This window comes from Streptomyces sp. NPDC107654 (genome assembly GCF_055639035.1).
This window is the reverse complement of sequence record NZ_JBVKBI010000003.1, coordinates 321545-342737: the sequence shown is the minus strand read 5'-3', so window position 1 is coordinate 342737 and position 21193 is coordinate 321545. Positions and strand designations below refer to the sequence as shown.

The window sequence follows — 21193 nt, the reverse complement described above, 5'->3', positions numbered from 1 at the left end:
CGTCCTCACCGCCCCCGCCCCCGCGCCCCGCTCCGCTCAGGCCCCGAGTTGCCGGGTGGCGGCCTCCACGGTCTGCTCCAGCAGCGTGGCGATGGTCATCGGACCGACCCCGCCCGGCACCGGAGTGATCAACGAGGCCCGTTCCACGGCCGAGTCGAAGTCGACGTCGCCGACGTTGCCCGGGTTGTAGCCCGCGTCGACCACGACCGCGCCCGGCTTGATGTCCTGCCCGCGGATCAGCCGCGGCCGGCCGACCGCGGCCACGACGATGTCCGCATCGCGGACCGCCGCCGACAGGTCCCGGGTGCGCGAGTGGCAGTACGTCACGGTCGCGTCCCGGGCCAGCAGGAGCATCCCCGCCGGCTTGCCGAGGATCGCGCTGCGGCCCACCACCACGGCCCGCTTCCCCGACGGATCGACGCCGTACTCGTCCAGCAGCCGCACGATGCCGCCCGGCGTGCAGGAGACGAACCCCGGCAGCCCGAAGCTCATCGTGGCGAACGAGGCGAAGGTGACGCCGTCCACGTCCTTCTCCGGCGCGATCGCCTCGAACGCGGCCCGTTCGTCGACGTGGTCGCCCACCGGGTGCTGCAGCAGGATCCCGTGCACACCCGGATCGGCCGACAAGTCCCGCAGCACGCCGACGAGTTCGGCGGTCGTGGTGGCCGCGGGAAGGGCCACGTGCCGGGACTCGATGCCGGCCTTGCGGCAGCGGTTCTGCTTCATGCGGACGTACGTCACGGAGGCCGGGTCCTCGCCGACCAGCACGGTCGCGAGGCAGGGCGCGGTGCCGGTGCGCTCGGTGAGGCCGGCGGCCTTCCGCGCGGTCTTCTCGACCGTGCGGCGGGCGAGCGCGGTGCCGTCCATGAGACGGGCCTGGGTCATGCTGCACACTCCTGGGCTGGATCGACTCTCTCGCCCAGGCGCGCGGCAACCACCACGGACCGCTCCCCGGTGGTGCTCCACCTCAGCGCCAGTCACGGCCCGGGGACAGCGTAACCGAGCCGGCCCGGCCCGCGCCGAGAAGGTCCAGGTCAGCCGATCCGGACCCGTGCGCCCTTGCCGCCGGTGCCGGCCCCGTCCGCCGCCGGTCTACTCGTCCCAGGCCTGGATGATGAGCTGGTCGGCGATCTTGCCGTCCCGCAGGGTGACCATCGACTCGACCAGGACCCGGGTGCCGTCCGCGTACTCGCAGGACTCGCTGTAGGCGGCACGGTCGCCCTGCACGACGCACTGGTCCAGCCTGTGCGTCATGTCGCGGCTGTAGACGTCGTCCAGCAACTCGGCGATCTGGCCCCGGCCGTGCAGGACCGTCGGGTGGCTGGGCTGGTTGTTGCGGTCGACGATGCGGATCTCCGCGTCGTCCGCGTAGAGCGACAGCAGGTTGTTGCCGGTGTTCCCCTCGATGGCCCGGCGCAGTGTCTCGGTGTCGAAACCGGACCCCGTGGTGGTACCCATGGTGACCTCCTTCAGGTGCCCGCGGCCCGACCGGGAGCGGGCCTCACGGGCCCCCTCTCCGAGACTCCTCCGCCCCGGCGGCCACGGCAAGCGCTGCCGCCGCGCTCCGCCTCACGGGTGAGCGCGGCCCGCCGCCCGTGTCCGTCGGGGGCCCGCCGCCGTTGCTGAGGACATGATCTCAACACGACGTATCGCCGCCGCCGTCGGACTGGCCGCCGGGATCGCCGGTCTCGCCGCACCGCAGGCGAACGCGGCGGACACCGGCACACCGCTCGTCGGGAAGCTCGGCGTGCTGACCACGCTGGACTCGCTCGCCGGCGGTGACATCCCCGCACCGCAGCGGGACCGTGTCCCGCGGGTCTCCGAGCAGGTGGGGGAGCTGAAGCACCTCCGTGAGCTGAACCAGCTGAACCAGCTGGAGCAGGTCATCGCGCCCGCGGCGCCCCTGCTCGGACTGGTCGGCGCCATCCACTGACGAGACTTCGCGAGGTGAGGGCCGCCCCGGCCGGGGCGGCCCTCACCGCTGTGCGCGGGCGGTGCCGGCGTCCCCTGGCGGAAAGATCCACGATCACCCTCGTGGTCCGTCCCGCTACCGATCGGTCGCGCGTAGGGTCGGCCCGGAAGGCAACCGAGGGAAGGGACCAGACGATGGCGCAGGAAGTGCGCGGCGTGATCGCACCGGGCAAGGACGAGCCCGTACGGGTCGAGACGATCGTGGTGCCGGACCCGGGGCCCGGCGAAGCCGTCGTACGCGTCCAGGCCTGCGGGGTCTGTCACACCGATCTGCACTACAAGCAGGGTGGAATCTCGGACGACTTCCCCTTCCTGCTCGGCCACGAGGCCGCCGGTGTCGTGGAGTCCGTCGGCGAGGGCGTCACGGACGTCGCCCCCGGTGACTTCGTGATCCTCAACTGGCGTGCCGTGTGCGGGCAGTGCAGGGCCTGTCTGCGCGGCCGGCCCTGGTACTGCTTCGACACCCACAACGCGCGGCAGAGGATGACTCTCGCCGCCACCGGCCGGGAGCTGTCCCCGGCGCTGGGGATCGGCGCCTTCGCCGAGAAGACGCTCGTCGCGGCCGGCCAGTGCACCAAGGTCGACCCGGCCGTCTCCCCGGCGGTCGCGGGCCTCCTCGGCTGCGGGGTGATGGCCGGTATCGGCGCAGCGATCAACACCGGGGCTGTCGGCCGCGGCGACTCGGTCGCCGTCATCGGCTGCGGCGGAGTCGGCGGCGCGGCGATCGCCGGGGCGAGCCTGGCCGGCGCGGCGAGGATCATCGCCGTGGACATCGACGGCCGCAAGCTGGACAAGGCCCGCACGCTGGGCGCCACCCACACGGTCAACTCCAAGGAGACCGACCCGGTCGAGGCGATCCGCGAGCTGACCGGCGGCTTCGGGGCCGACGTCGTCATCGAGGCCGTCGGCCGCCCGGAGACGTACCGACAGGCTTTCTACGCCCGCGACCTCGCCGGCACCGTCGTCCTCGTCGGCGTGCCCACCCCCGAGATGAAGCTCGAACTGCCCCTGCTGGACGTGTTCGGCCGCGGTGGCGCCCTGAAGTCCAGCTGGTACGGCGACTGTCTGCCCACCCGGGACTTCCCCATGCTGATCGACCTCCATCTGCAAGGCCGCCTGCCGCTCGACGCGTTCGTCACCGAGACCGTCCGACTCGACCAGGTGGAGCAGGCGTTCGAGCGGATGCACCACGGGGACGTACTGCGTTCGGTGGTGGTGTTCTGATGACCGTACGCATCGAACGCCTCGTCACCTCCGGGCAGTTCACCCTCGACGGCGGCACCTGGGACGTCGAGAACAACGTGTGGATCGTCGGCGACGAGCGCGAGGTGATCGTCATCGACGCCGCCCACGACGCCGAGGCCATCGCCCGCGCCGTCGCCGGCCGGCGCCTCATCGCCATCGTGTGCACCCACGCCCACAACGACCACGTCAACGCCGCCCCGGAACTCGCCGATCTGACGGGCGCCACCATCTGGCTGCACCCCGACGACCTGCCGCTGTGGAAGCAGACCCACCCCCACCGCGACCCCGACCGGCACCTGCTCGACGGCCAGGTCATCGAGGCCGCCGGCGCCGACCTCACCGTCCTGCACACCCCCGGTCACGCCCCGGGCGCCGTCTGCCTGTACGACCCCGGACTCGGCACCGTCTTCACGGGCGACACCCTCTTCCAGGGCGGCCCCGGTGCCACCGGACGCTCCTACTCCCACTTCCCGACGATCATCGACTCCATCCGCAACCGCCTCCTCACCCTCCCCCCGGAGACCAAGGTCCTCACCGGGCACGGGGACGCCACCACCGTCGGCGCCGAGGCACCCCACCTGGAGGAGTGGATCGCCCGCGGCCACTGAGCCACGGAACGCCCCGCGAAAACCGACAGAGGATGTCCGGCTTCCCGGCGACAGTGAGCACGACAGCACATCGCACACATCGCACGCACGGAGGCCGGACATGTCAGGACCGCTGGAAGGCAGGGTGGCGCTGGTCGCCGGGGCGACCCGGGGCGCGGGCCGCGGCATCGCCGTGGAACTCGGCGCGGCCGGCGCCACCGTCTACGTCACCGGGCGCAGCACCCGCGCCCGCCGCTCCGAGTACGACCGCCCCGAGACCGTCGAGGACACCGCCGACCTCGTCACCGCGGCCGGCGGACGGGGCATCGCCGTGCCCGCCGACCACCTGGACAGGACCGCCGTACGCGACCTCGTGGACCGCGTCGCGGACGAGCGGGGCCGCCTCGACGTACTCGTCAACGACATCTGGGGCGGCGAGAAGCTCTTCGCGTGGGACACCCCCGTCTGGGAGCACGACCTCGACAAGGGGCTCCGGCTCCTCCGCCTGGCCGTCGAGACCCACGCCGTCACCAGCCACCACGCGCTGCCGCTGCTGCTGCGCCACCCCGGCGGGCTGGTCGTGGAGGTCACCGACGGCACCGCCGACTACAACCGCGACACCTACCGCGTGAACTTCTTCTACGACCTCGCCAAGGCGTCCGTCCTGCGCATGGCCTTCGCCCTCGGCCACGAACTCGGCCCGCGCGGCGCGACGGCCGTGGCGCTGACCCCGGGCTGGATGCGCTCGGAGATCATGCTCGAAGCGTTCGGCGTCCGCGAGGAGAACTGGCGCGACGCCCTGGAACGCGAGCCCCACTTCGCCATCTCCGAGACCCCCCGCTTCACCGGCCGGGCCGTCGCCGCCCTGGCCGCCGACCCGGACGTGTCCCGGTTCAACGGGCGGTCCCTCTCCAGCGGTGGCCTGGCGCGGGCGTACGGCTTCACCGACCTCGACGGCAGCCGGCCGGACGCCTGGCGGTACCTGGTCGAGGTGCGGGACGCGGGCAGGCCGGCCGATGTCACCGGATACCGGTGAGAACCCGGCGCCGTACCGGTGCCGGACGTCACCGGATCCCGTCGGACCCGGCTCCGTACCGGTGAAACCGGGCCCGGGGAGCCGTACCGTCGGCCCATGACTGATCCGACACGGTTCGCGGGGCACGGAGTTCTCGTCACGGGCGGCGGCCGCGGCATCGGCGCGGCCGTCGCCCGGCGCGTCGCCGAGGAGGGCGGCCGGGTGCTGGTCACCGACCGGGACCTGCCGGAAGCCGAGCGGACCGCCGCCGCGCTGCGCCGGGAGGGCCGCACCGCCGAGGCGTTCGCCTGCGACGTGGCCGACCGCACCGCCGTGGAGGCGGCCGTCGACCGCGCCGTCACCGCGTTCGGCTCCCTCGACGTGCTGGTCAACTGCGCCGCCCACTGCACCCCGGACGCACCGCGCTACGAGGAGGACGCCGACGACTCCTGGGCACGCGACCTCGACATCACCCTCACCGGCGCCCACCGCTGCTGCCGGGCCGCGCTGCCCCACCTCGCCGCCTCCGGCCGCGGGGCGATCGTGAGCATCGGCTCCGTCAACGGCCTGCAGGACTTCGGCAACCACGCCTACAGCGCCGCCAAGGCCGGTCTCGCCTCCCTCACCCGGACCCTCGCCGGGCACGCGGCGGCCCGGGGCGTCCGGGTCAACCTCGTGGTGCCGGGCACGGTCCGCACCTCGGCGTGGGAAGGACGCGAGGACGACCTCGACGCCGTCCGCGCCCTGTACCCGCTCGGCCGGGTCGGCGAACCGGAGGACATCGCCGCCGCGGTCGCCTTCCTCGCCTCCCGTGACGCCGCCTGGATCACCGGCACCACCCTCGTGGTCGACGGTGGCCTCACCGCCGTCAACACCGGCTTCCACGCGGCCGTACGACGCTCCTGACCGCCGCCGGCACCGGCCTCGCGCGCGGCGCGCACGACGTCCTCGCCGGCCCGCGTACGGCGTCCCGACCGCGCTCAGCCCGAGGCCGCCGCCAGTGCCCGCAGCACCCGCTCGGTATCGGCCTGGGTGGTGCGCCAGTTGCTGAACGCCGCGCGCAGCCCGGGCACCCCGCCGTACACCGTCGGGGTCACATAGGCCTCGCCGGACGCCGCGACCGCCCGGGCCAGCGCCGCCACCCGCTCAGGCGAGGGGTCCGCGGCGAGGGTGAAGCACACCACGTTGAGCCGGACCGGGGCCAACAGGCGCAGGCCCGGCAGCGCGTCGATGCCCGCGCCGAGCACGCGGGCCAGGGCCACGTTGCGTTCCACGATCTCCCGGTGCCCGGAGCGCCCGTACGCCACCAGTGAGAACCAGGCCGGCAGGGCCCGCAGCCGGCGCGAGTTCTCCGGGGTCAGATGCAGGAACTCCGGTTCGCTCTCGGGCAGGCCCAGGTACGGGGAGGCGTTGTGGAACACCGTCACCTGCAGATCGCGCCGCCGGGTGAACTGGACGGCCGCGTCATAGGGGACGTTGAGCCACTTGTGCAGGTCCACGCAGACCGAGTCGGCCGAGTCCAGTCCGTCGACCAGCGCGGCGTGCTCCGGGGAGAGCGCCGCGAAGGCACCGAACGCCGCGTCCACGTGCAGCCAGAAGTCGTACCGCTCCTTCAGCGCCGCGATCGCCCGCAGATCGTCGAAGTCGACGGTGTTCACGGTGCCCGCGTTCGCGACCACGACCACCGGCCGGCCCGCCCGCTCGGCCAGCGCCGCCTCCAGCGCGGTCACGTCGACGGCCTCGCGATTGCCGGGCAGCAGCGGGACCTGCCGCAGCCGGTCCCGGCCCAGGCCCAGTACGGACATCGCCTTCGTGATGCTGGAGTGGGGGCTGCCCGAGAGCACGTCGAGCGGGCCCAGCGCGGCGGTGCCCGCCCGGGAGACGTCCACGCCCAGCCGCTCACCGGCCCACTCCCGGCCGATCGCCAGACCGACCGTGTTGGACATGGTCGCGCCCGTCACGAACGCCCCGCTGTGCGCCTCGCCCAGCCCGAACAGCTCCCGCAGCCACGCCACCGTCTCCCGCTCCAGCTCCTGCGCCCAGGACCCGCCCGCCCCGGACAGGTTCTGGTCGAACGCGGACGTCAGCCAGTCCCCGGCCACGGCCGCGGGCGTCGCGCCTCCGGTGACGAAGCCGAGGTAGCGCGGACCGGCGGAGCCGGAGAAGCCGGGCGCCCACCGCTCGGCGAACCGGGCGAGCGCGCCGTCACCGCCCGCACCCCCCTCCGGGAGAGGATCCCGCCCGGGCACCGGCCCGGGCGCGGCGACCGGTCGCTCGGCCAGCCCGGTCACCTCCCGGGCGGCGAGATCACGGGCGGCCTGCAGCAGTTCGGGGAGCCGGGCGAGATCACCGGCGAGCGTGCGGTGCATGCGCCGCAGCGTAGACCGGAGCGACCGCCGGACACCTGGTACCCCGTTTCTCCACCGGGGGCGTCACGGCCTGAAGTTCACCGTTTCGTCACAGCCTGACCGAAACCACAACCCTGCCCCGCCCAGCCGGGTCTAGTAGTCACAGACCGAGGGAATCGCTGGAGAGCACCGGGGAGGCCCGGGCGAACGAACCGGCACAAGGCGAAGGGGAAGAGGCCGCCATGGGGGCAATACGCAGACGAGGCGTGGTAGCGCTGGGCGTCACGGGACTGGTGGCGCCGCTCGCGCTCGCGCTGACCGCGACGCCGGCGCAGGCCGCGAGCTGCACCACGCGGACGGGGCCGTACCAGAAGCAGGTGGAGAAGTTCCTGGGCCGGCCGGTCGACGGCAGGCAGTCCGCCGCCGACTGCCGGGCCGTCCAGGCCTTCCAGAACAAGCACGGCATCACACCGAACATCGGCTACGCCGGCCCCGTCACCTGGGGTGTGATGGATCTCATGAACAAGCAGAAGGCCGTCGGGAACAAGCCGAACCGGGACGGCAAGTGCCCGGTGAACAAGGGCCGGATCGCCTGCGTGAACCTCACGCTCCAGCTCAGCTGGATCCAGGACGGCAGCCGGCTCGTCTTCGGCCCCGTGCCGGTGCGCACCGGACGCGACGGCTACGAGACCCGCACCGGCCTGAAGAAGATCTACTGGCGTGACATCGACCACCGTTCGACCATCTACGACGTGCCGATGCCCTACAGCCAGTTCTTCGACGGCGGCCAGGCCTTCCACTCGGTGGGCCTGAGCATGTGGAACCCGCCGGGTTCGCACGGCTGCGTCAACATGACCACCACGGACGCCAAGAAGTACTGGTCCCTGCTGAGGAACGGCGACGACGTCTTCGTGTACGGCCGGAAGCCGGGCACCTGAGCCGGTGGTCGACATGCGAGGTCGGCGCGTTGACGTGATGAGCAACACGGTCCGCAATGTCCGGATTGCGGATACTTACTCACAGCGTCTTCACCTCGGTCGGCATATGCTTCACAGCATGTCCACCACTGTTGAAGCCGTCTCCGAGCGATCGGCCGCGGAGGTCAACGAGGAGATCCGGGCCCTGTGGCGCCGGTCGGGCGGGACACTGACCACCGAGCAGCGCGCGGAGTACCAGCGCCTCGTGATGGAGTGGGCCGCCGCGGCCCCGCACCGGGCGGCCTGACCGACCCCGCGCACCGCATCAGGGGCACCCGTGAGTGTACGGGTGCCCCTGTCGTCGTGCCCTTCCCGTCCGCTCAGCCCCACGTCGCCGAGTAGTGCCGCTGATACGCCTTGCGGTCCTGCTCGGCCCGGATGTACCGGGTCGCGACCAGCGCGATCAGGCTGCCCGCGATGACCAGCAGCCCCGGCCCGACGTTCCGGGTGTCCGTCAGCCGCGCCAGCAGGGTGCTGCCCTCCGACGCGCCCGTCACCGGTGCCGAGGAGCCCGGCGAGGCCGCGCTGGGGGCCATCGCGCCCTGGGCCCCGGCCGCCGACGGCGCGGGGGAGGGGGTGCCGCCAGGGGCGCCGCCCGCGTTCTGCGCCGACACGATCAGCCGGACCCCGAGCGCCGTCAGGGCCTTGGTCACCGGCTGGAAGAACGTCGTCCCGCCCGTCGTGCAGTCGCCGTTGCCGCCCGAGGTGACACCGAGCGCCACACCCTCGGAGAACATCGGGCCTCCGCTGTCCCCCGGTTCGGCGCACACGTTCGTCTCGATGAGCCCGGTGACCGTGCCCTCCGGGTAGTTGACGGTCGCGTTCAGCGCGGTGACCTGGCCGTCGTGCAGACCGCTGGTGCTGCCGCTGCGGAACACCCGCTGCCCGACCGCCGGATCGGCGGCCCCGGTGATCCGCACCCCCTTGCCGCCGCCGATCGCGACGACGTCGGCACCCGCCCCCGCCTTGCCGCCGTCGTACTGCACGAGCGAGAAGTCACTGCCCGGGAACGCGCTGTTCACCGTCGTGCCGAGCTGCCGGTTCCCCTGGTTGCCGGCGAACCAGGTGGACCCCGACGGCCCGCAGTGCCCGGCCGTCAGGATGAACTCCGACTGCCCGTTGGTGACGTTGAACCCCGCCGAGCAGCGACCGCCCGTCGACAGGATCGGCTGGGCGCCGTTCAGCCGTGTGGTGAACGCGCCCTTCGTCCGCTCCATGTGCACGAACCCGCCGATCCCCGCGGCGACCCGGCTCAGCCGGGACCAGTCACCGGCGGACACCGTGCGGTCCGCCCGCACCACCACCCGGTTGGTCCGGTAGTCCACCGCCCACGCCGTGCCCGGCACCCGGGGAGCCGAACGCAGCGTCGCCGTCGCCGACTTCAGCTCGTCCATGCTGTGCGGGACGACCTTCGCCTCGGCCCCGGCCCGCCGCACCTCCCGCGCAGCCGTCGCGTCGGTCACCGCCACCACCGGACGCCCGTCCGCACCGATCCAGCTGCCCGCCGTACGGGCGGTGCCGAGCCGCGCCGCGAGCGCGGCACCCGTGTCGCCCCTGGCGGCGAGCGGGCTGGCGGAGGCGGGAGGCGTCTCGCTCGCCATGGCCGCCTGGGTGACCATCGCACCCCCCAGGAGGAGACCGCCGACCGCCGCCAGCCGTGTCACTCGCCGGACGACCCGTCGTCGTGCGTGCCGCATGCATGGCTCCCGAAGCCGAACCCGAACGCGCGCTGCCCGTACCGGCACCGCGAGGCCCCCGTACCGTCGAGGGCCCGCACCTCCATACGGCGCCCGGGGCCACGGCGTTCACCGGCGGCGGACTCCCGCACCCGGTCAGTTCTTGCGGGCGACCCCGCCGAACATCGCGACCTCCTCCGGCTCGGCCCCGGCACCGTGCTCCGGGCGCCACCGCGAGCACGACACCACACCCGGCTCCAGCAGCTCCAGACCGTCGAAGAACCGGGCCACGTCCTCCGGCGTGCGCTGCGTCAGCTTCGGAGTGCCGTGCTCGTTCCAGAACTTCACCGCCTCGTCCACGTCCGGCATCGACGGGCTGGTGACGGTGTGCGACAGCACCAGATGGCTGCCCGCGGGCAGCCGGTCCGTCAACTGCCGCACCAGGCCGTACGGATCCTCCTCGTCACCGACGAAGATGACCACGCCGAGCAGCATCAACGCCACCGGCTCACTGAAGTCCAGGGTCTTCGCGGCGTGTTCGAGTATCGCGTCGACATTGCGCAGATCCTCGTCCAGATAGTCGGTACGGCCCTCCGGCGTGCTGGTCAGCAGGGCACGCGCGTGCGCCAGGACGAGCGGGTCGTTGTCGACGTACACGATCCGGGACTCCGGCGCGATCCGCTGCGCCACCTCGTGCGTGTTGTCGGCGGTGGGCAACCCGGTGCCGATGTCCAGGAACTGCCGGATGCCCACCTCGCCGGCCAGATGGCGCACGGCCCGGCCCAGGAAGCGCCGGTCGGCGCGCGCGTACTCCCCGATCCCCGGGTGCAGTTGCCGGATCTGGTCGCCGGCCGCACGGTCGACCTCGTAGTTGTCCTTGCCGCCCAGCCAGTAGTTCCAGATCCGGGCGGTGTGCGGCTGGCCGGTGTTGATACGGGCGCGCAGCGACGCGGCCACGTCGTTGGTGGCTGCCGGGTTGTCGGTCACGTGGGTCAGCTCCTGGATACCTGAGGGAGAACCTGCGGGAGGAACACCGTGCAGCACGCAATCTAGACGCCCGAGTCGATCTCCGCCGACCGGCCCGGGATTTCCGCGCCCGGAGCGAGCCGCGCCCAGCTGCGCGCGTCGCTCCACACCGACTGCGCACTCACGTAGGGGCGCAGACGGTCCGTCAGCTCCGGATCACCCACACCGGCCAGCTCGTCCGAGGCGATCCTGCGGGCGGCCCCGGCCAGGAAGTCGGCGATCTGCACCCGGGCGTCGTCCCGGGAGTCGACCAGCCGCAGTCCGGCCAGCGCGATCCCGTCCCGCCGCGCGGACTGCACGATCCGGGCGATCCGCCCCGGCGTCAGCGCGTTCTGCCGGTCGTGCACGAGCACCACCGGCCGCCCGCCCGCGCTCCAGTACGCGGCCGTGTGCCGGACCGCCGGGAACAGCGGATCGAGTACCGGGAAGAGGGCCGGCAGCGCCCGCATCCGGGCCCGGTAGTCCTCCGCCCGCGACCGGCCGGCGGCCACCCGGCCGAGGACCGCCGCGGCCCCGGATCCGGGAGCCGACCGTACGAGCCGGTCGACGACCGTGAAGAACGCCTCCCCGGTCGCGTCCTCGGACCCGCCCGGACCCACCCGCAGCAGTGCGTTGGCGGCCACCAGGAACTCCCGCCACCGCCCGGCACCGAAGAGCTCCGGCCCGTGCCGGTACAGGGCGACGGCGTCCTCCGGGTCGGCGGACAGCAGCCCCACGACCCGGTCCACGACCAGGAACGCCTTGTCCGTCAGGTGCACATGGGCCCGCCCGTGCACCGGCCCGCCCTCGGCCAGCAGCCACACCAGCACCGCCCGGTGTTTCCCGCGCAGCAGGTGACCCGCCTTGTACTCCTCGGCGGGCGAGCGGATCCGGCGCCGGACCTCCGCGACGCACTCCAGGGCCGCCTCCACCGGCAGGGCCACGCTCGCGTGCGCGAACACCTCGGTGTTCCCGCCGACCAGGTTCTGCCCGTCCGACCCCGACTCGTCACAGGCGACCTCCAGGACGCGGCCCACCGCCGCCCACGGTTCCCGCGCCCCGCAGGCCCCGCCTCCGTCCACGTTCACAGCCCTCCGCCCACGTCACGGTCGTGCGTCTCACCGACTCCCCATCCGTCTACCCGCGTTCCCTCCTCCGGCACCGCGCCCCCCCGCACCGGCCGCCCTCCGCACACGACCGTCGGCCGGGAGGCGGACGTAATGCGCTGGTGCGCGGCCCGGTGGCCCTTGTAGGCTGGCATCGCGACCGCGCCTCCGATGCGCCCGGCTGCGGCTCCTTCCTCTGACAACCAAGTGACGCCGCCGCCTCTTCTGATCTCGGCAGGCGCGGGCGTCCTCACCCACTCCGCCGGCCCCTTCGGCCGGGGCCGTCCCCACTCTCGAATCCGGGGGATTCGCTGCCTCGTCACACCCCACGCGTCTCCAAGATCTGGCCCGAGATGCTCGTCGCCCCGCACGTTTCGGCGGCGGCCGCCCGCTCCCCGCACCCACCACGGCTCCCTCACGAACCCGCCCCGCAGGACGTCCGCACCCACGAGGGCGGCCCCGCCTTCGTCCGGGAGCCCCGCGACGAGCTGTTCCTCCTCGCCGTCGGCAACTTCGTCTCCCAGGAGACCTTCTACGAGAGCGCCGAGGACCGGGACGACCGGTACACCCGCCTCGTCGGCGAACTCGCCGTCCAGGACCCGGTCTGGACGGCCGGCCTGCTGCGCTGGCTCCGCGACGAGGGCAACATGCGCACGGCGTCCCTGGTGGGCGCCGCCGCGTACGTACGAGCCCGGCTCCGGGCCGGGGCGACCGGAGGCCCGTCCAACCGGTCAGTGATCGACTCGGTGCTCCAGCGCGCCGACGAGCCCGGCGAACTGCTCGCCCACTGGATCTCGGTCCACGGGCGGAACGTGCCGCAGCCCGTCAAGCGGGGCCTCGCCGACGCCGTACGCCGGCTGTACACGTCCCGGTCCCTGCTCAAGTACGACACCCCGTCCAGGAGCTTCCGCTTCGGTGACGTGCTCAATCTGGTCCACGCCTCCCCCGACCCGGAGAAGCCCTGGCAGGCCGCGCTCTTCCGCTACGCCCTGGACCGCCGCCACCACCCGGAGCAGGCGGTACCGCCGGCCTCCGACCACCTGCTGACCGCCCACCGGGCGCTGACCGGGACGGCAGTGGGGGAGCGGCGGACCGTGGTGACCGCGCCGGACGGCCCCGAGCGGCTGGCCGCGGCGGGCATGACGTGGGAGGCCCTGGCGGGCTGGCTCCACGGACCGATGGACGCCGCCGTCTGGGAAGCCGTGATCCCCACGATGGCGCCGATGGCGCTCCTGCGGAACCTGCGGAACTTCGACGAGGCGGGGATCTCGGACGACGTCGCGGCCCGGGTCGCCGCACGGCTCTCGGACGCCTCCGAGGTCGCCCGGTCCCGGCAGTTCCCCATCCGCTACCTGGCCGCCCACCGGCACGCGCCGTCGCAGCGCTGGGCAGCGGCACTGGAACGGGCACTGGGCCACTCGCTGGCCAACGTACCGGCCCTGCCCGGCCGGACCCTGATCCTGGTGGACCGGTCGGACTCCATGTTCTGGGACACCGTCTCCGAGCGGTCCCGGCTGACTCGGGCGGACGCGGCGGCCGTGTTCGGTACCGCGCTGGCCATGCGCGCCGAGCGGGCGGATCTGGTGGAGTTCGGCTGGCGCAGCGCGGAGGTGCCGTTCGAGCCGGGCGAGCCGGTCCTGGAGGTGCTGAAACGGTTCCACGCGCTCGGCGGCACCCACACCACGAAGGCGGTGCGCACCCATTACCGGGAACACGACCGGGGCCTGATCGTCACCGACGAGCAGGCCGCTCCCTGCAGTCCCGGCGGGCCGCCCGAACCGGTCCCGGCCGACATCCCCGTCTACACGTGGAACCTGGCGGGGTACCAGCCCGCCCACGGTCCCACGGGCCCCCACCGGCACACCTTCGGCGGCCTCACGGACGCCGCGTTCCGGATGGTCGGCCTCATCGAGGCGGGCCGGGAGTCCGCGTGGCCGTGGACCGCGAACCGGCCCGAGGCGAAGGAGACGGCCTCGTAGCCGGCCGGCCGACGGCCACGCGCGCGGCGGGCCGCCTCCTAGACTGCGGACATGGACGACACGCGGCTCGAACGGCTCGGCACCGGCAAGTACCTGCTGGTGACCACCTACCGCAAGAACGGCGCCCCCGTCGCCACCCCGGTCTGGGTGGTCCGGGACGGCGGCACCCTCGGGGCGTGGACGGCCGCCGACAGCGGGAAGGTCAAGCGGATCCGGCGCCGCGCCGACGTCCTCGTCGGCCCCTGCGACCTGCGCGGCAACCCCACCGGTGACCAGCTCCCGGCCACCGCGGAGATCACCGACGCGGCCACCACCGCCCGCTACCGGACCCTCATCGCCCGCAAGTACGGCATCCTCGGCCGCCTCACCCTGCTGGGCAGCCGGCTCCGGCGCGGCCTGGACGGCACGGTCGGCATCCGGGTGACCCTCGCGGAGTGAGAGCCACCCGGGCGCCGGCGGGGTGGGGGACACGCGGATCCCGGCGTCCTGCGACGGGATCCGGGTCCCGGCGTCCTACGACGCGTCGCGCACCGAACCCGCCAGTTCGAGGCCGCCGGTCCGCGGTTCCCCGGACTGCGGGTCGACCTCCCGGAACCGCACCGACTCCGTGGCCTCCCGGACCCGGTCCTTCACCGTGGGCAGGGTGATGTCGGCGCTGGTCCGTCCCGCCGGGACGTCCACCCACAGATACAGCCCGGACAGCTTGGACAGCGGGCGCTCGGGATCGGGCTTCTCCCCGGTCATGTCGCGCAGCCAGTTCGCCGGAACGTCCTTGGTGGACAACTCCGGAGCGGTGGCCGGAGCGACCGCGAACAGCGCGCCCATGTCGACGTCCACCGCCTCCGACAGCGACAGCCGCCACTTCAGCGGCTGCCCCTCGGTCACCGCGCCGGCGACCGGCGTCACGGTCATCTCAGGCGCCGGATCGTCGTCGTGGACGGTGATCCCGCCCCGGTGGGAACCGACGACCGCGCCGCGGACCGCCTTCACCAGCACGTCGTACGACACGTCGGCGCCGTAGCGGGTGTCGCCCTTCACCTCGACCGGTACGTCGATGTCCTGACCGCCCGGACGCACCGTCACCAGCCGGTCCGTGGCCTTCCCGGTGACCGGGTCGACGACGTACACCCGGACCTGGCCGCTGCCGCCCCGGCCCGTCACCCGGACGGGAACCCGATAGGTGCGCACACCCGCGTCACCCTCGTCCACGGTCCTGCGGCCGACGTCCACGCGCGGCAGCGCCTCCGTCCGCACCGCGGGCGTCCCGGGCCGCCAGCCCCACGCGTCCATCAGCCAGGCCCGCCCGGATCCCGAACGCGGTGTCAGCTCCAGGGACGTGACCGAGCGCAGGTCGAGCCCGGCGCGGCGGGCCGCGGTCAGCGGGACGCGGATCTCCCGCGCCCAGTAGGAGGCGGTCCGCTCACTGCCGGGCAGTCCGGCGGGCGTGATCCGGCCGAGCTTCGCCTTCCTGCCGGACGCGTCGGTCAGCGACACGTCCAGCGGCGCGGCCCCCGTGTTCGGCGGCACGAACAGCCGCAGCGCCAGCGCCTTGGCCCCGGACAGCGACACCGGCTTCTTCGCGGTCACCCGGGCCGGGGTGCCGGCGCGGGTCCAGCGCAGCGCGATCGCGTGCCGGCCCGCCTCCCGGTCGGTCTCCCACTGCGCGAAGTGCGGCGAGGCACCCCTGGCACCCGTTCCCAGGCACGCCTCGGCCGGACTCGGATCGACCGCGGAGCACAGCCTGCCGCCGGTCACCGACACCCCGCCGTCCGGCAGGAACCCGCCGCCCCGGCGGGCCCCCACCGCGTGGCTCAGCACCCGGGCCGGGTCCGCCGACGGTGCCCGCTTCCCGGAGCCGTCCAGCAGCGGCCGGACCCGGTCGTCCCCGGCGAGGAACAGCCGCGCCGCGGCGGCGATGTACGTCGAACCGGCCCGGTGCTGCTGGTCGGCGGTGAGCCGGGTCGGGGCCCGCTTGCCGCACACCGGGTCGTGGTGCCGCGGGTCGTCGGAGAAGTCGTCCTCGGAGGGGGCGGCGGACTGGCCCGGCGTCCACTCCGAGTTGAAGAAGTTGTGGTTGGCGCCGATGACGTACACCGCGCTGTGCAGCGCGGTGCCGTTGCCGACCCCGCGCGTGCCGTCGACGTACACCTCGCCCTGCAGGTCGGAGACGTCGCCGTCACAGCCCGGCAGGATCGTCACCGACGGCACGTCCGGTACCGGGTTCTGGCCGAAGACGGTCGGGCCGATGAGGACGGTGCCGCGGACGTTCCAGCGCACCGGCCCGTGGTAGCCGTCCTGTCCGGCGGGCGGCGGGGCGAGACTGTCCAGCGCGGCCCGGTTGACGCCCTCGCCGCCCCGCGAGTGCCCGACCAGCAGCACCCGGGACAGACCGGCGCGGGGCGCCTGACGGACCGCCTTCGGCGCGGTTGCGGGGTGTTCGGCCCACTCGGCCCAGTGGGCCAGGTGCAGCCGCACCAGCGACGACCGGGCCTGCGCGCCGCCGTCCTCGGCCGCGAAGTCCTGCCCGTTGATCCCGTTGGCCGAGACCGACACGGTGACATAGCCCTGGGAGGCGAGCAGCTTCTGGTCCCGCAGATAGCCGCGGTGACTGGGCACCGGCCTGGTACCGGCCGGGCAGGGCCAGGCACCGGCGACGTCCTCGCGCCCCTTGTAGCAGGTGACGTGCCGGCCGTGCAGGAACAACGCCAGCGGGCGCTTGCCGGACGCGCCGACCGGGGCGACGACCACCGCGCGCATCTCCACCGGTGCCGGGAAGCCCGGCAGCCTGACCGACTTCAGCCCGTACTCGCCGGTCGTGGTACGGAACGCGCCCGGCTTGCCCGGGTCCACGCCGTTCGCCGGCAGCGGCGCAGGCAGCCGGGCCGCCGACGCGGCACCGGACGCCTCCCGCTCGTCCAACCGACGTCCGCCGGACCACACTTCCAGCCCGTGCGGGACGGCGGCCCGGCGTCCGGCGAGCGGCAGCCGGAAGGTGCGCCCGTCCGCGGCCGGCCGCGGCACGCCCAACAGCCTTCCTCCCGCACGGAATTCGACCCGCGCGTCCCCCATCGGCACCCGCCGGTCCGACCGCCACACCAGCTGCGGCGTCGGCCCCCCACCGGCCAGCCGCCACCCCGACGGCAGCGGCGCGCCACCGTCGGCCGCCAACGCCCCTGTGCCGCCGGGTGGTTGGGCGTGGGCGACTGCCACCCCCGGGGATGCTCCCGCCACCGCGAGCAACGCGGCGGCGGTCACCCATATGCGCCGGGCACGGACCACAGTTCCTCCTCGAACCCCGACCACGGACGTCCCGGCCGTCCCGGGAGCCCCTCGCTCCCGGAGGATGGAAAGCGGGGACCGTGGGTTGCCTGTGACGGCGGGGTGGTGGATCACACCGTGGAGGGAGGGACCGGATCCGGCCGGGTGCGAAGACTGGGGCGAGGCGGCCGGGCGGCAGGGTGCTCAGCGGGGTACGCCGGTCAGGTCCAGGCCCGGTACGGCTCGTCCAGCAACTGGAAGACGGGCTCGCCGCGTACCGGGTCCTTGGCCGTGGACAACCGCACCCGGTCGCCGCTGTGGATGCCGACCGGCGGGCCCATGACCCGGCCCCGTACGACGAACCCCTCGGCCATCTCTATCAGCGACACATTGCGCGCCGCCGGTGTGTTGCGGTGCACCACGGTGGAGTGGCGGACCGTGCCGACGCCCTCGCTGCGCTCCGTGCACAGCTCGCTGCCCTGGCAGACCGGACACAGCAGTCGGTGGTACATCGCGGTGCCGCACCAGGTGCAGCGCTGGAAGAGGATGGCGTCCCTGGAGTCCGCGGCGGCGGGATCGAGCACACCCGCCGCGGAACCGGCCGTCGGATGCGAGGTGCTTGCTGAGTGGTGGTACACGCTGGTCAACTCCCTGCGCTCGGCCGGAATCCCGCGTGCCCGGCGCGGACCGCGCACGCGTGCGCACGGTTGCCGTGCCACCGTGCACGCCGACAGAGTATGGCACTGAGTGTCACTCGTAAAGGCACTGCGTACCCGGAATTCGTCATCGGCGGCTCCGGACGAGGGTCAGGCGCGGCCGAGTGCCGTCTCCAGTTCCTGCACCACCCGCCACAGCGGGGCGTCCCGGCGGGACACCAGCACGACCACGTCGTCGGACCGCCCCGCCGCGTCGCCGGCGCCGGCGGGGCCGGCCCACACGGCCGCCGTGGCCATGGCCGGCGTGGGCGCTGCCGTCGAGCGGCCGAACGTCATCTGCACGTACCCGAGGGCGTGGTCCACCGCCGCACCCGGGTCCCCCTTGCCGTCCGACCGCAGCCAGGAACGCAGCGCGTTGTTGTGCGCGGCGACGACCGCGGCCGCGATCACGTCGGCGCGCAGGGTCCCGTCCGGCCGCCCCGCGAACCGCGCGCGCAGGTACTCGGCGAGCGCGCGCTCGTAGCGCCACACCACCGACAGCTCGTAGGCGCGCAGGCCCGGCACCTCACGGGTGAGGCGGTAGCGCTGCACGGAGAAGGTGGGGTTCTCGGCGTACATCCGCAGTACCAGCCGGGCCGCGTCGCACACCCGCCGCACCGGCTCGTGCTCGGCGCCGCCCGCCGCGAGGAAGGCGGTCATCTCGGCCAGACAGCGCTCGTGGTCGGGGAAGACCACATCCTCCTTGGAGGGGAAGTAGCGGAAGAAGGAACGCCGGCCGACCCCGGCCAGTGCCACGATGTCGTCCACCGTGGTCTGCTCGTACCCGCGTTCCAGGAAGAGCCGGAAGGCCGCCGCCACCAGGGCGTCCCGGATCGGCGGCTTCGCGGCCGGCACCGCGCTGCTGGAGCTCATGAACGGGAACGTAGCACCCGAACCGGTCTCCTGACACTCAGTGCAGCGAGAGCCCTCCCACGAGGGAACTGAGTGCTTCCGGACGTAACCGGCACCACGTCCCGCGGGCGGTCACCGAGGGCGACGAAAAGCCCCGGCACCCCGCGGCGTAACCTTTCTCCGCCACCGCCACCGCAGCAGCAGCCGGTACCGCCCCCGAGGAGTCCCATGTCCGCCGCCCGTCCCCGTCTGCTCTACGTCACCGACCTGGCGTACGAGGCCCGCGGGCGCCGCTACTGCGACGAGGACATCCTCCTCACCTCCCGGCTGCGCACCCACTTCGACCTCGCCCTGTGCCATCCGCTGGACGCGGCGGCCCTGATGGACGGATTCGACACCGTCGTCGTCCGCAACAGCGGCCCCGTCCTCGGCTACCGGAGGGAATACGACGACTTCCGCGCCCGGGCGCTCGCCGCCGGCACCCGGGTGTACAACCCGCTCACCGGGAAGGCCGACATGGCCGGCAAGCAGTACCTGCTCGATCTGACCGCCGCCGGCTACCCCGTGATCCCGACCGTCGACCGGGTCGAGGACGTGGACCGGCTCCCGGCCGCCTCGCGGTACGTGGTGAAGCCCAAGCTCGGCGCGGACTCCCTCGGCCTGCGGATCGTCCCCGCCGGCCGGCTCGCCGGGCACACCGCCGGGGACGTCCTGATCCAGCCCTGCGTCGACTTCGCCTACGAGGTGTCCTTCTACTTCGTCGACGACGACTTCCAGTACGCCCTGTACGCCCCCGACCCCCGGCGCCGCTGGGAGCTGAAGCCGTACGCGGCCACCGCCGCCGACCTGGAGTTCGCGCGCCGGTTCATCGACTGGAACGACCTCGGCCACGGCATCCAGCGCGTCGACGCCTGCCGCGCCCCCGACGGCGGCCTGCTGCTGGTCGAACTGGAGGACCTGAACCCCTACCTCTCCCTGGACGCGCTGGAGGAGGAGGCCAGGGATGCCTTCGTCACCGCGTTCACGGCGTCCCTGAACCGGTTCGCGCAGGGAGCGCTCAGCCGGGCCTGACCAGGGACCCGGGTCCACGGGAACGGGGGCGCTGAACGGGGTGGCGACGGGCGCCGTATCTGAGCGCGGGGCCGTGGAGGCCCCCGTGCCGAGGGACGGAAGGAGAGCCAGGTGCCGACACCTCCCGACCCCCGGCGGCCGCCACCGGAACCGCTCCCGGAGCCCATCCGGGTCGTACGGCTCCGCCACTTCGACGCCCTCGCCGAGCTGATGCGCGACTTCCGGCCCGACCCCGCCGTGACGCCCGGCCCCGGGGCGTCCGATCCCTCGGCGTCCGGCCCCCTGACGCCCGGCCCGGTGCGGTATGAGCCCCTCGCCGAGCCCTTCGCCGAGGCCCGCACCCGGCAACGGCCGCCCGCACCCACCGCCGGTCCCGCCGCGGCCACCCCCGCCCCCCGCCCAGGGCGGCGTCGGACCGTCGTCGTGGCCGTGGCGGCGGCCGCACTCCTCGGCTTCGGCGGCGCGCTGCTGCTCCCCGGCCGCCGGCAGGCCGACGCGACCGCGTCCTCGCCCGCCTCGGCCACACAAGCCCCGCCGGCCGCCGCTCCGGCTCCCACCGCATCGACCGCCCCCTCCGCCGCGACCGACCCCGACGGCCCCGGCGTCCTCCGCCAGGGAGACACCGGCCCCGACGTCACCGAACTCCAGCAGCGCCTGCTGCGCGTCCCGGACGTCTACCGCGGCGGCTCCGCGAGCGGCACCTACGACGTCACGCTCACCGAGGCCGTGGCCCGCTTCCAGCTCTGGTACGGCATCAGCGGCGACGAGAGAGGCGTGTACGGCGACGACACGCGCCGCGCACTGGAGTCCCGGACCGGCTTCGGCGACGATGCATGAGCGGACGGAACCGAGCGACGACGGACGGGAGTGCAGCGGCATGGCGGAGGAAAACGGTACGCGCGGCCGGACGGTGGAGCTGAGCGCCTTCTTCCAACGGCTCGACCCGGACATGTGCGTCGTCACCGTGGTGGCCGGCGGCGAGCGCGCCGGCTGCCTCGTCGGGTTCGCCTCGCAGTGCTCCATCGAGCCGCTCCGGTTCACCGTGTGGCTCTCCAAGGCCAACCACACCTACCGGGTCGCCCGCGCCGCCCAGTACCTCGCCGTCCATCTGCTCACCCGCGACCAGCGGGACCTCGCGGAAGTCTTCGGCGGCGAGACGGGCGACGAGACCGACAAGTTCGTCGGGCTCGACTGGCGGGAGGAGCACGGCGGCGCCCTCGTCCTCCAGGACGCGGCGGCCTGGTTCGTCGGCACGATCCTGCACCGCACCGACGGCGGAGACCACGTGGGTTTCGTGCTGGACCCGGTCCAGTGGGGCGAAGGGCGGGGCGGGCCGCTGCTGCGGCTCTCCGACGCCGTCACCATCGACGCCGGCCACCCCGCCGACTGAGCGGCCCGGCCGGGTCGG

Annotated in this window: 21 protein-coding genes and 1 riboswitch; of the genes, 12 read left to right on the top strand and 9 right to left on the bottom strand. The window is 73.7% G+C overall.

The genetic code is table 11. The annotated features are described in order from the left end of the window. Positions 1 to 36: 36 nt before the first annotated feature. Positions 37 to 885 (bottom strand): bifunctional 5,10-methylenetetrahydrofolate dehydrogenase/5,10-methenyltetrahydrofolate cyclohydrolase, encoded by an 849-nt coding sequence (locus tag ACZ7N4_RS07560; RefSeq protein ID WP_471354849.1) that lies wholly within the window; start codon positions 883 to 885, stop codon positions 37 to 39. Between the two features lie 25 nt (positions 886 to 910). Further along, a riboswitch (ZMP/ZTP riboswitch) is annotated at positions 911 to 991 on the bottom strand. A gap of 101 nt (positions 992 to 1092) precedes the next feature. Further along, a complete protein-coding gene (locus tag ACZ7N4_RS07555) occupies positions 1093 to 1458 on the bottom strand; it encodes a nuclear transport factor 2 family protein (protein WP_471354847.1) in 366 nt (121 codons plus the stop codon). Between the two features lie 172 nt (positions 1459 to 1630). On the opposite strand from ACZ7N4_RS07555, the gene ACZ7N4_RS07550 reads away from it, so the two are divergent. The 5 genes from ACZ7N4_RS07550 to ACZ7N4_RS07530 all read left to right on the top strand — a co-directional run bounded on the left by ACZ7N4_RS07550 (position 1631) and on the right by ACZ7N4_RS07530 (position 5724). Then, entirely contained in the window at positions 1631 to 1933 is a 303-nt protein-coding gene (locus tag ACZ7N4_RS07550; RefSeq protein WP_467922338.1) for a hypothetical protein, read from the top strand. A 173-nt stretch (positions 1934 to 2106) separates the two neighbouring features. Beyond that, positions 2107 to 3195, top strand: a complete 1089-nt coding sequence (locus ACZ7N4_RS07545; RefSeq protein WP_471354844.1) for an S-(hydroxymethyl)mycothiol dehydrogenase — start codon at positions 2107 to 2109, stop codon at positions 3193 to 3195. Next, a complete protein-coding gene (locus ACZ7N4_RS07540) occupies positions 3195 to 3824 on the top strand; it encodes an MBL fold metallo-hydrolase (RefSeq protein ID WP_471354843.1) in 630 nt (209 codons plus the stop codon). The genes ACZ7N4_RS07545 and ACZ7N4_RS07540 overlap by 1 nt, the downstream gene beginning before the upstream one ends. 100 nt (positions 3825 to 3924) lie before the next feature. Continuing rightward, positions 3925 to 4839: an SDR family oxidoreductase gene (locus tag ACZ7N4_RS07535; protein ID WP_471354841.1), complete on the top strand. Its 915-nt coding sequence runs from the start codon at positions 3925 to 3927 to the stop codon at positions 4837 to 4839. 96 nt (positions 4840 to 4935) lie between these two features. Beyond that, entirely contained in the window at positions 4936 to 5724 is a 789-nt protein-coding gene (locus ACZ7N4_RS07530) for an SDR family NAD(P)-dependent oxidoreductase (protein ID WP_471354838.1), read from the top strand. A gap of 74 nt (positions 5725 to 5798) precedes the next feature. Here ACZ7N4_RS07530 and ACZ7N4_RS07525 read toward each other — a convergent pair whose 3' ends face one another. Further along, positions 5799 to 7187, bottom strand: coding sequence for a pyridoxal phosphate-dependent decarboxylase family protein (locus ACZ7N4_RS07525; protein WP_471354836.1), 1389 nt, complete (start codon positions 7185 to 7187; stop codon positions 5799 to 5801). 221 nt (positions 7188 to 7408) lie between these two features. On the opposite strand from ACZ7N4_RS07525, the gene ACZ7N4_RS07520 reads away from it, so the two are divergent. Both ACZ7N4_RS07520 and ACZ7N4_RS07515 read left to right on the top strand, forming a co-directional pair. Then, positions 7409 to 8104 (top strand): L,D-transpeptidase family protein, encoded by a 696-nt coding sequence (locus ACZ7N4_RS07520; protein WP_471354834.1) that lies wholly within the window; start codon positions 7409 to 7411, stop codon positions 8102 to 8104. A gap of 106 nt (positions 8105 to 8210) precedes the next feature. After that, a complete protein-coding gene (locus tag ACZ7N4_RS07515) occupies positions 8211 to 8390 on the top strand; it encodes a hypothetical protein (RefSeq protein WP_471354832.1) in 180 nt (59 codons plus the stop codon). 73 nt (positions 8391 to 8463) lie between these two features. On the opposite strand, the gene ACZ7N4_RS07510 is transcribed toward ACZ7N4_RS07515, so the two are convergent. The 3 genes from ACZ7N4_RS07510 to ACZ7N4_RS07500 all read right to left on the bottom strand — a co-directional run bounded on the left by ACZ7N4_RS07510 (position 8464) and on the right by ACZ7N4_RS07500 (position 11906). Then, a complete protein-coding gene (locus ACZ7N4_RS07510; protein WP_471354830.1) occupies positions 8464 to 9840 on the bottom strand; it encodes a S1 family peptidase in 1377 nt (458 codons plus the stop codon). Between the two features lie 135 nt (positions 9841 to 9975). Beyond that, the gene (locus ACZ7N4_RS07505) at positions 9976 to 10806 is read right to left on the bottom strand and encodes an SAM-dependent methyltransferase (protein ID WP_471354828.1); all 831 of its coding nucleotides are present in this window, start codon (positions 10804 to 10806) and stop codon (positions 9976 to 9978) included. A 62-nt stretch (positions 10807 to 10868) separates the two neighbouring features. After that, on the bottom strand, positions 10869 to 11906 hold the full coding sequence (locus ACZ7N4_RS07500) for a hypothetical protein (protein WP_471355133.1): 1038 nt from the start codon (positions 11904 to 11906) through the stop codon (positions 10869 to 10871). A gap of 377 nt (positions 11907 to 12283) precedes the next feature. Between ACZ7N4_RS07500 and ACZ7N4_RS07495 the strand changes: the two genes are divergently transcribed. Further along, positions 12284 to 13909: a TROVE domain-containing protein gene (locus ACZ7N4_RS07495; protein ID WP_471354826.1), complete on the top strand. Its 1626-nt coding sequence runs from the start codon at positions 12284 to 12286 to the stop codon at positions 13907 to 13909. 51 nt (positions 13910 to 13960) lie between these two features. Next, positions 13961 to 14347 (top strand): PPOX class F420-dependent oxidoreductase, encoded by a 387-nt coding sequence (locus tag ACZ7N4_RS07490; RefSeq protein WP_471354824.1) that lies wholly within the window; start codon positions 13961 to 13963, stop codon positions 14345 to 14347. Between the two features lie 75 nt (positions 14348 to 14422). Here the strand turns inward: ACZ7N4_RS07490 and ACZ7N4_RS07485 are convergent, their stop codons facing one another. From ACZ7N4_RS07485 to ACZ7N4_RS07475, 3 genes are all read right to left on the bottom strand, one after another. Continuing rightward, positions 14423 to 17188 (bottom strand): hypothetical protein, encoded by a 2766-nt coding sequence (locus ACZ7N4_RS07485; protein WP_471354822.1) that lies wholly within the window; start codon positions 17186 to 17188, stop codon positions 14423 to 14425. A gap of 200 nt (positions 17189 to 17388) precedes the next feature. Continuing rightward, entirely contained in the window at positions 17389 to 17805 is a 417-nt protein-coding gene (locus ACZ7N4_RS07480; protein WP_471354820.1) for a Zn-ribbon domain-containing OB-fold protein, read from the bottom strand. Positions 17806 to 17973: 168 nt separating this feature from the next. After that, complete coding sequence (locus ACZ7N4_RS07475; RefSeq protein WP_471354817.1) at positions 17974 to 18735, bottom strand: TetR family transcriptional regulator; 762 nt, start codon at positions 18733 to 18735, stop codon at positions 17974 to 17976. Between the two features lie 207 nt (positions 18736 to 18942). Between ACZ7N4_RS07475 and ACZ7N4_RS07470 the strand changes: the two genes are divergently transcribed. The 3 genes from ACZ7N4_RS07470 (at position 18943) to ACZ7N4_RS07460 (ending at position 21175) form a co-directional block, all read left to right on the top strand. Further along, complete coding sequence (locus ACZ7N4_RS07470) at positions 18943 to 19785, top strand: ATP-grasp domain-containing protein (RefSeq protein WP_471354815.1); 843 nt, start codon at positions 18943 to 18945, stop codon at positions 19783 to 19785. 111 nt (positions 19786 to 19896) lie between these two features. Next, positions 19897 to 20622 (top strand): peptidoglycan-binding protein, encoded by a 726-nt coding sequence (locus ACZ7N4_RS07465; RefSeq protein WP_471354813.1) that lies wholly within the window; start codon positions 19897 to 19899, stop codon positions 20620 to 20622. Between the two features lie 40 nt (positions 20623 to 20662). Then, positions 20663 to 21175 carry a flavin reductase family protein gene (locus tag ACZ7N4_RS07460; protein ID WP_471354811.1) on the top strand — a complete coding sequence of 171 codons (513 nt, stop codon included), beginning with the start codon at positions 20663 to 20665 and terminating at the stop codon, positions 21173 to 21175. Positions 21176 to 21193 lie beyond the last annotated feature (18 nt).

Coding starts and splice junctions, on each gene's coding strand:
- ACZ7N4_RS07560 (WP_471354849.1), bottom strand. CDS start 885: ATGACCCAGGCCCGTCTCATGGACGGCACCGCGCTCGCCCGCCGCACG.
- ACZ7N4_RS07555 (WP_471354847.1), bottom strand. CDS start 1,458: ATGGGTACCACCACGGGGTCCGGTTTCGACACCGAGACACTGCGCCGG.
- ACZ7N4_RS07550 (WP_467922338.1), top strand. CDS start 1,631: ATGATCTCAACACGACGTATCGCCGCCGCCGTCGGACTGGCCGCCGGG.
- ACZ7N4_RS07545 (WP_471354844.1), top strand. CDS start 2,107: ATGGCGCAGGAAGTGCGCGGCGTGATCGCACCGGGCAAGGACGAGCCC.
- ACZ7N4_RS07540 (WP_471354843.1), top strand. CDS start 3,195: ATGACCGTACGCATCGAACGCCTCGTCACCTCCGGGCAGTTCACCCTC.
- ACZ7N4_RS07535 (WP_471354841.1), top strand. CDS start 3,925: ATGTCAGGACCGCTGGAAGGCAGGGTGGCGCTGGTCGCCGGGGCGACC.
- ACZ7N4_RS07530 (WP_471354838.1), top strand. CDS start 4,936: ATGACTGATCCGACACGGTTCGCGGGGCACGGAGTTCTCGTCACGGGC.
- ACZ7N4_RS07525 (WP_471354836.1), bottom strand. CDS start 7,187: ATGCACCGCACGCTCGCCGGTGATCTCGCCCGGCTCCCCGAACTGCTG.
- ACZ7N4_RS07520 (WP_471354834.1), top strand. CDS start 7,409: ATGGGGGCAATACGCAGACGAGGCGTGGTAGCGCTGGGCGTCACGGGA.
- ACZ7N4_RS07515 (WP_471354832.1), top strand. CDS start 8,211: ATGCTTCACAGCATGTCCACCACTGTTGAAGCCGTCTCCGAGCGATCG.
- ACZ7N4_RS07510 (WP_471354830.1), bottom strand. CDS start 9,840: ATGCGGCACGCACGACGACGGGTCGTCCGGCGAGTGACACGGCTGGCG.
- ACZ7N4_RS07495 (WP_471354826.1), top strand. CDS start 12,284: ATGCTCGTCGCCCCGCACGTTTCGGCGGCGGCCGCCCGCTCCCCGCAC.
- ACZ7N4_RS07490 (WP_471354824.1), top strand. CDS start 13,961: ATGGACGACACGCGGCTCGAACGGCTCGGCACCGGCAAGTACCTGCTG.
- ACZ7N4_RS07475 (WP_471354817.1), bottom strand. CDS start 18,735: ATGAGCTCCAGCAGCGCGGTGCCGGCCGCGAAGCCGCCGATCCGGGAC.
- ACZ7N4_RS07470 (WP_471354815.1), top strand. CDS start 18,943: ATGTCCGCCGCCCGTCCCCGTCTGCTCTACGTCACCGACCTGGCGTAC.
- ACZ7N4_RS07460 (WP_471354811.1), top strand. CDS start 20,663: ATGGCGGAGGAAAACGGTACGCGCGGCCGGACGGTGGAGCTGAGCGCC.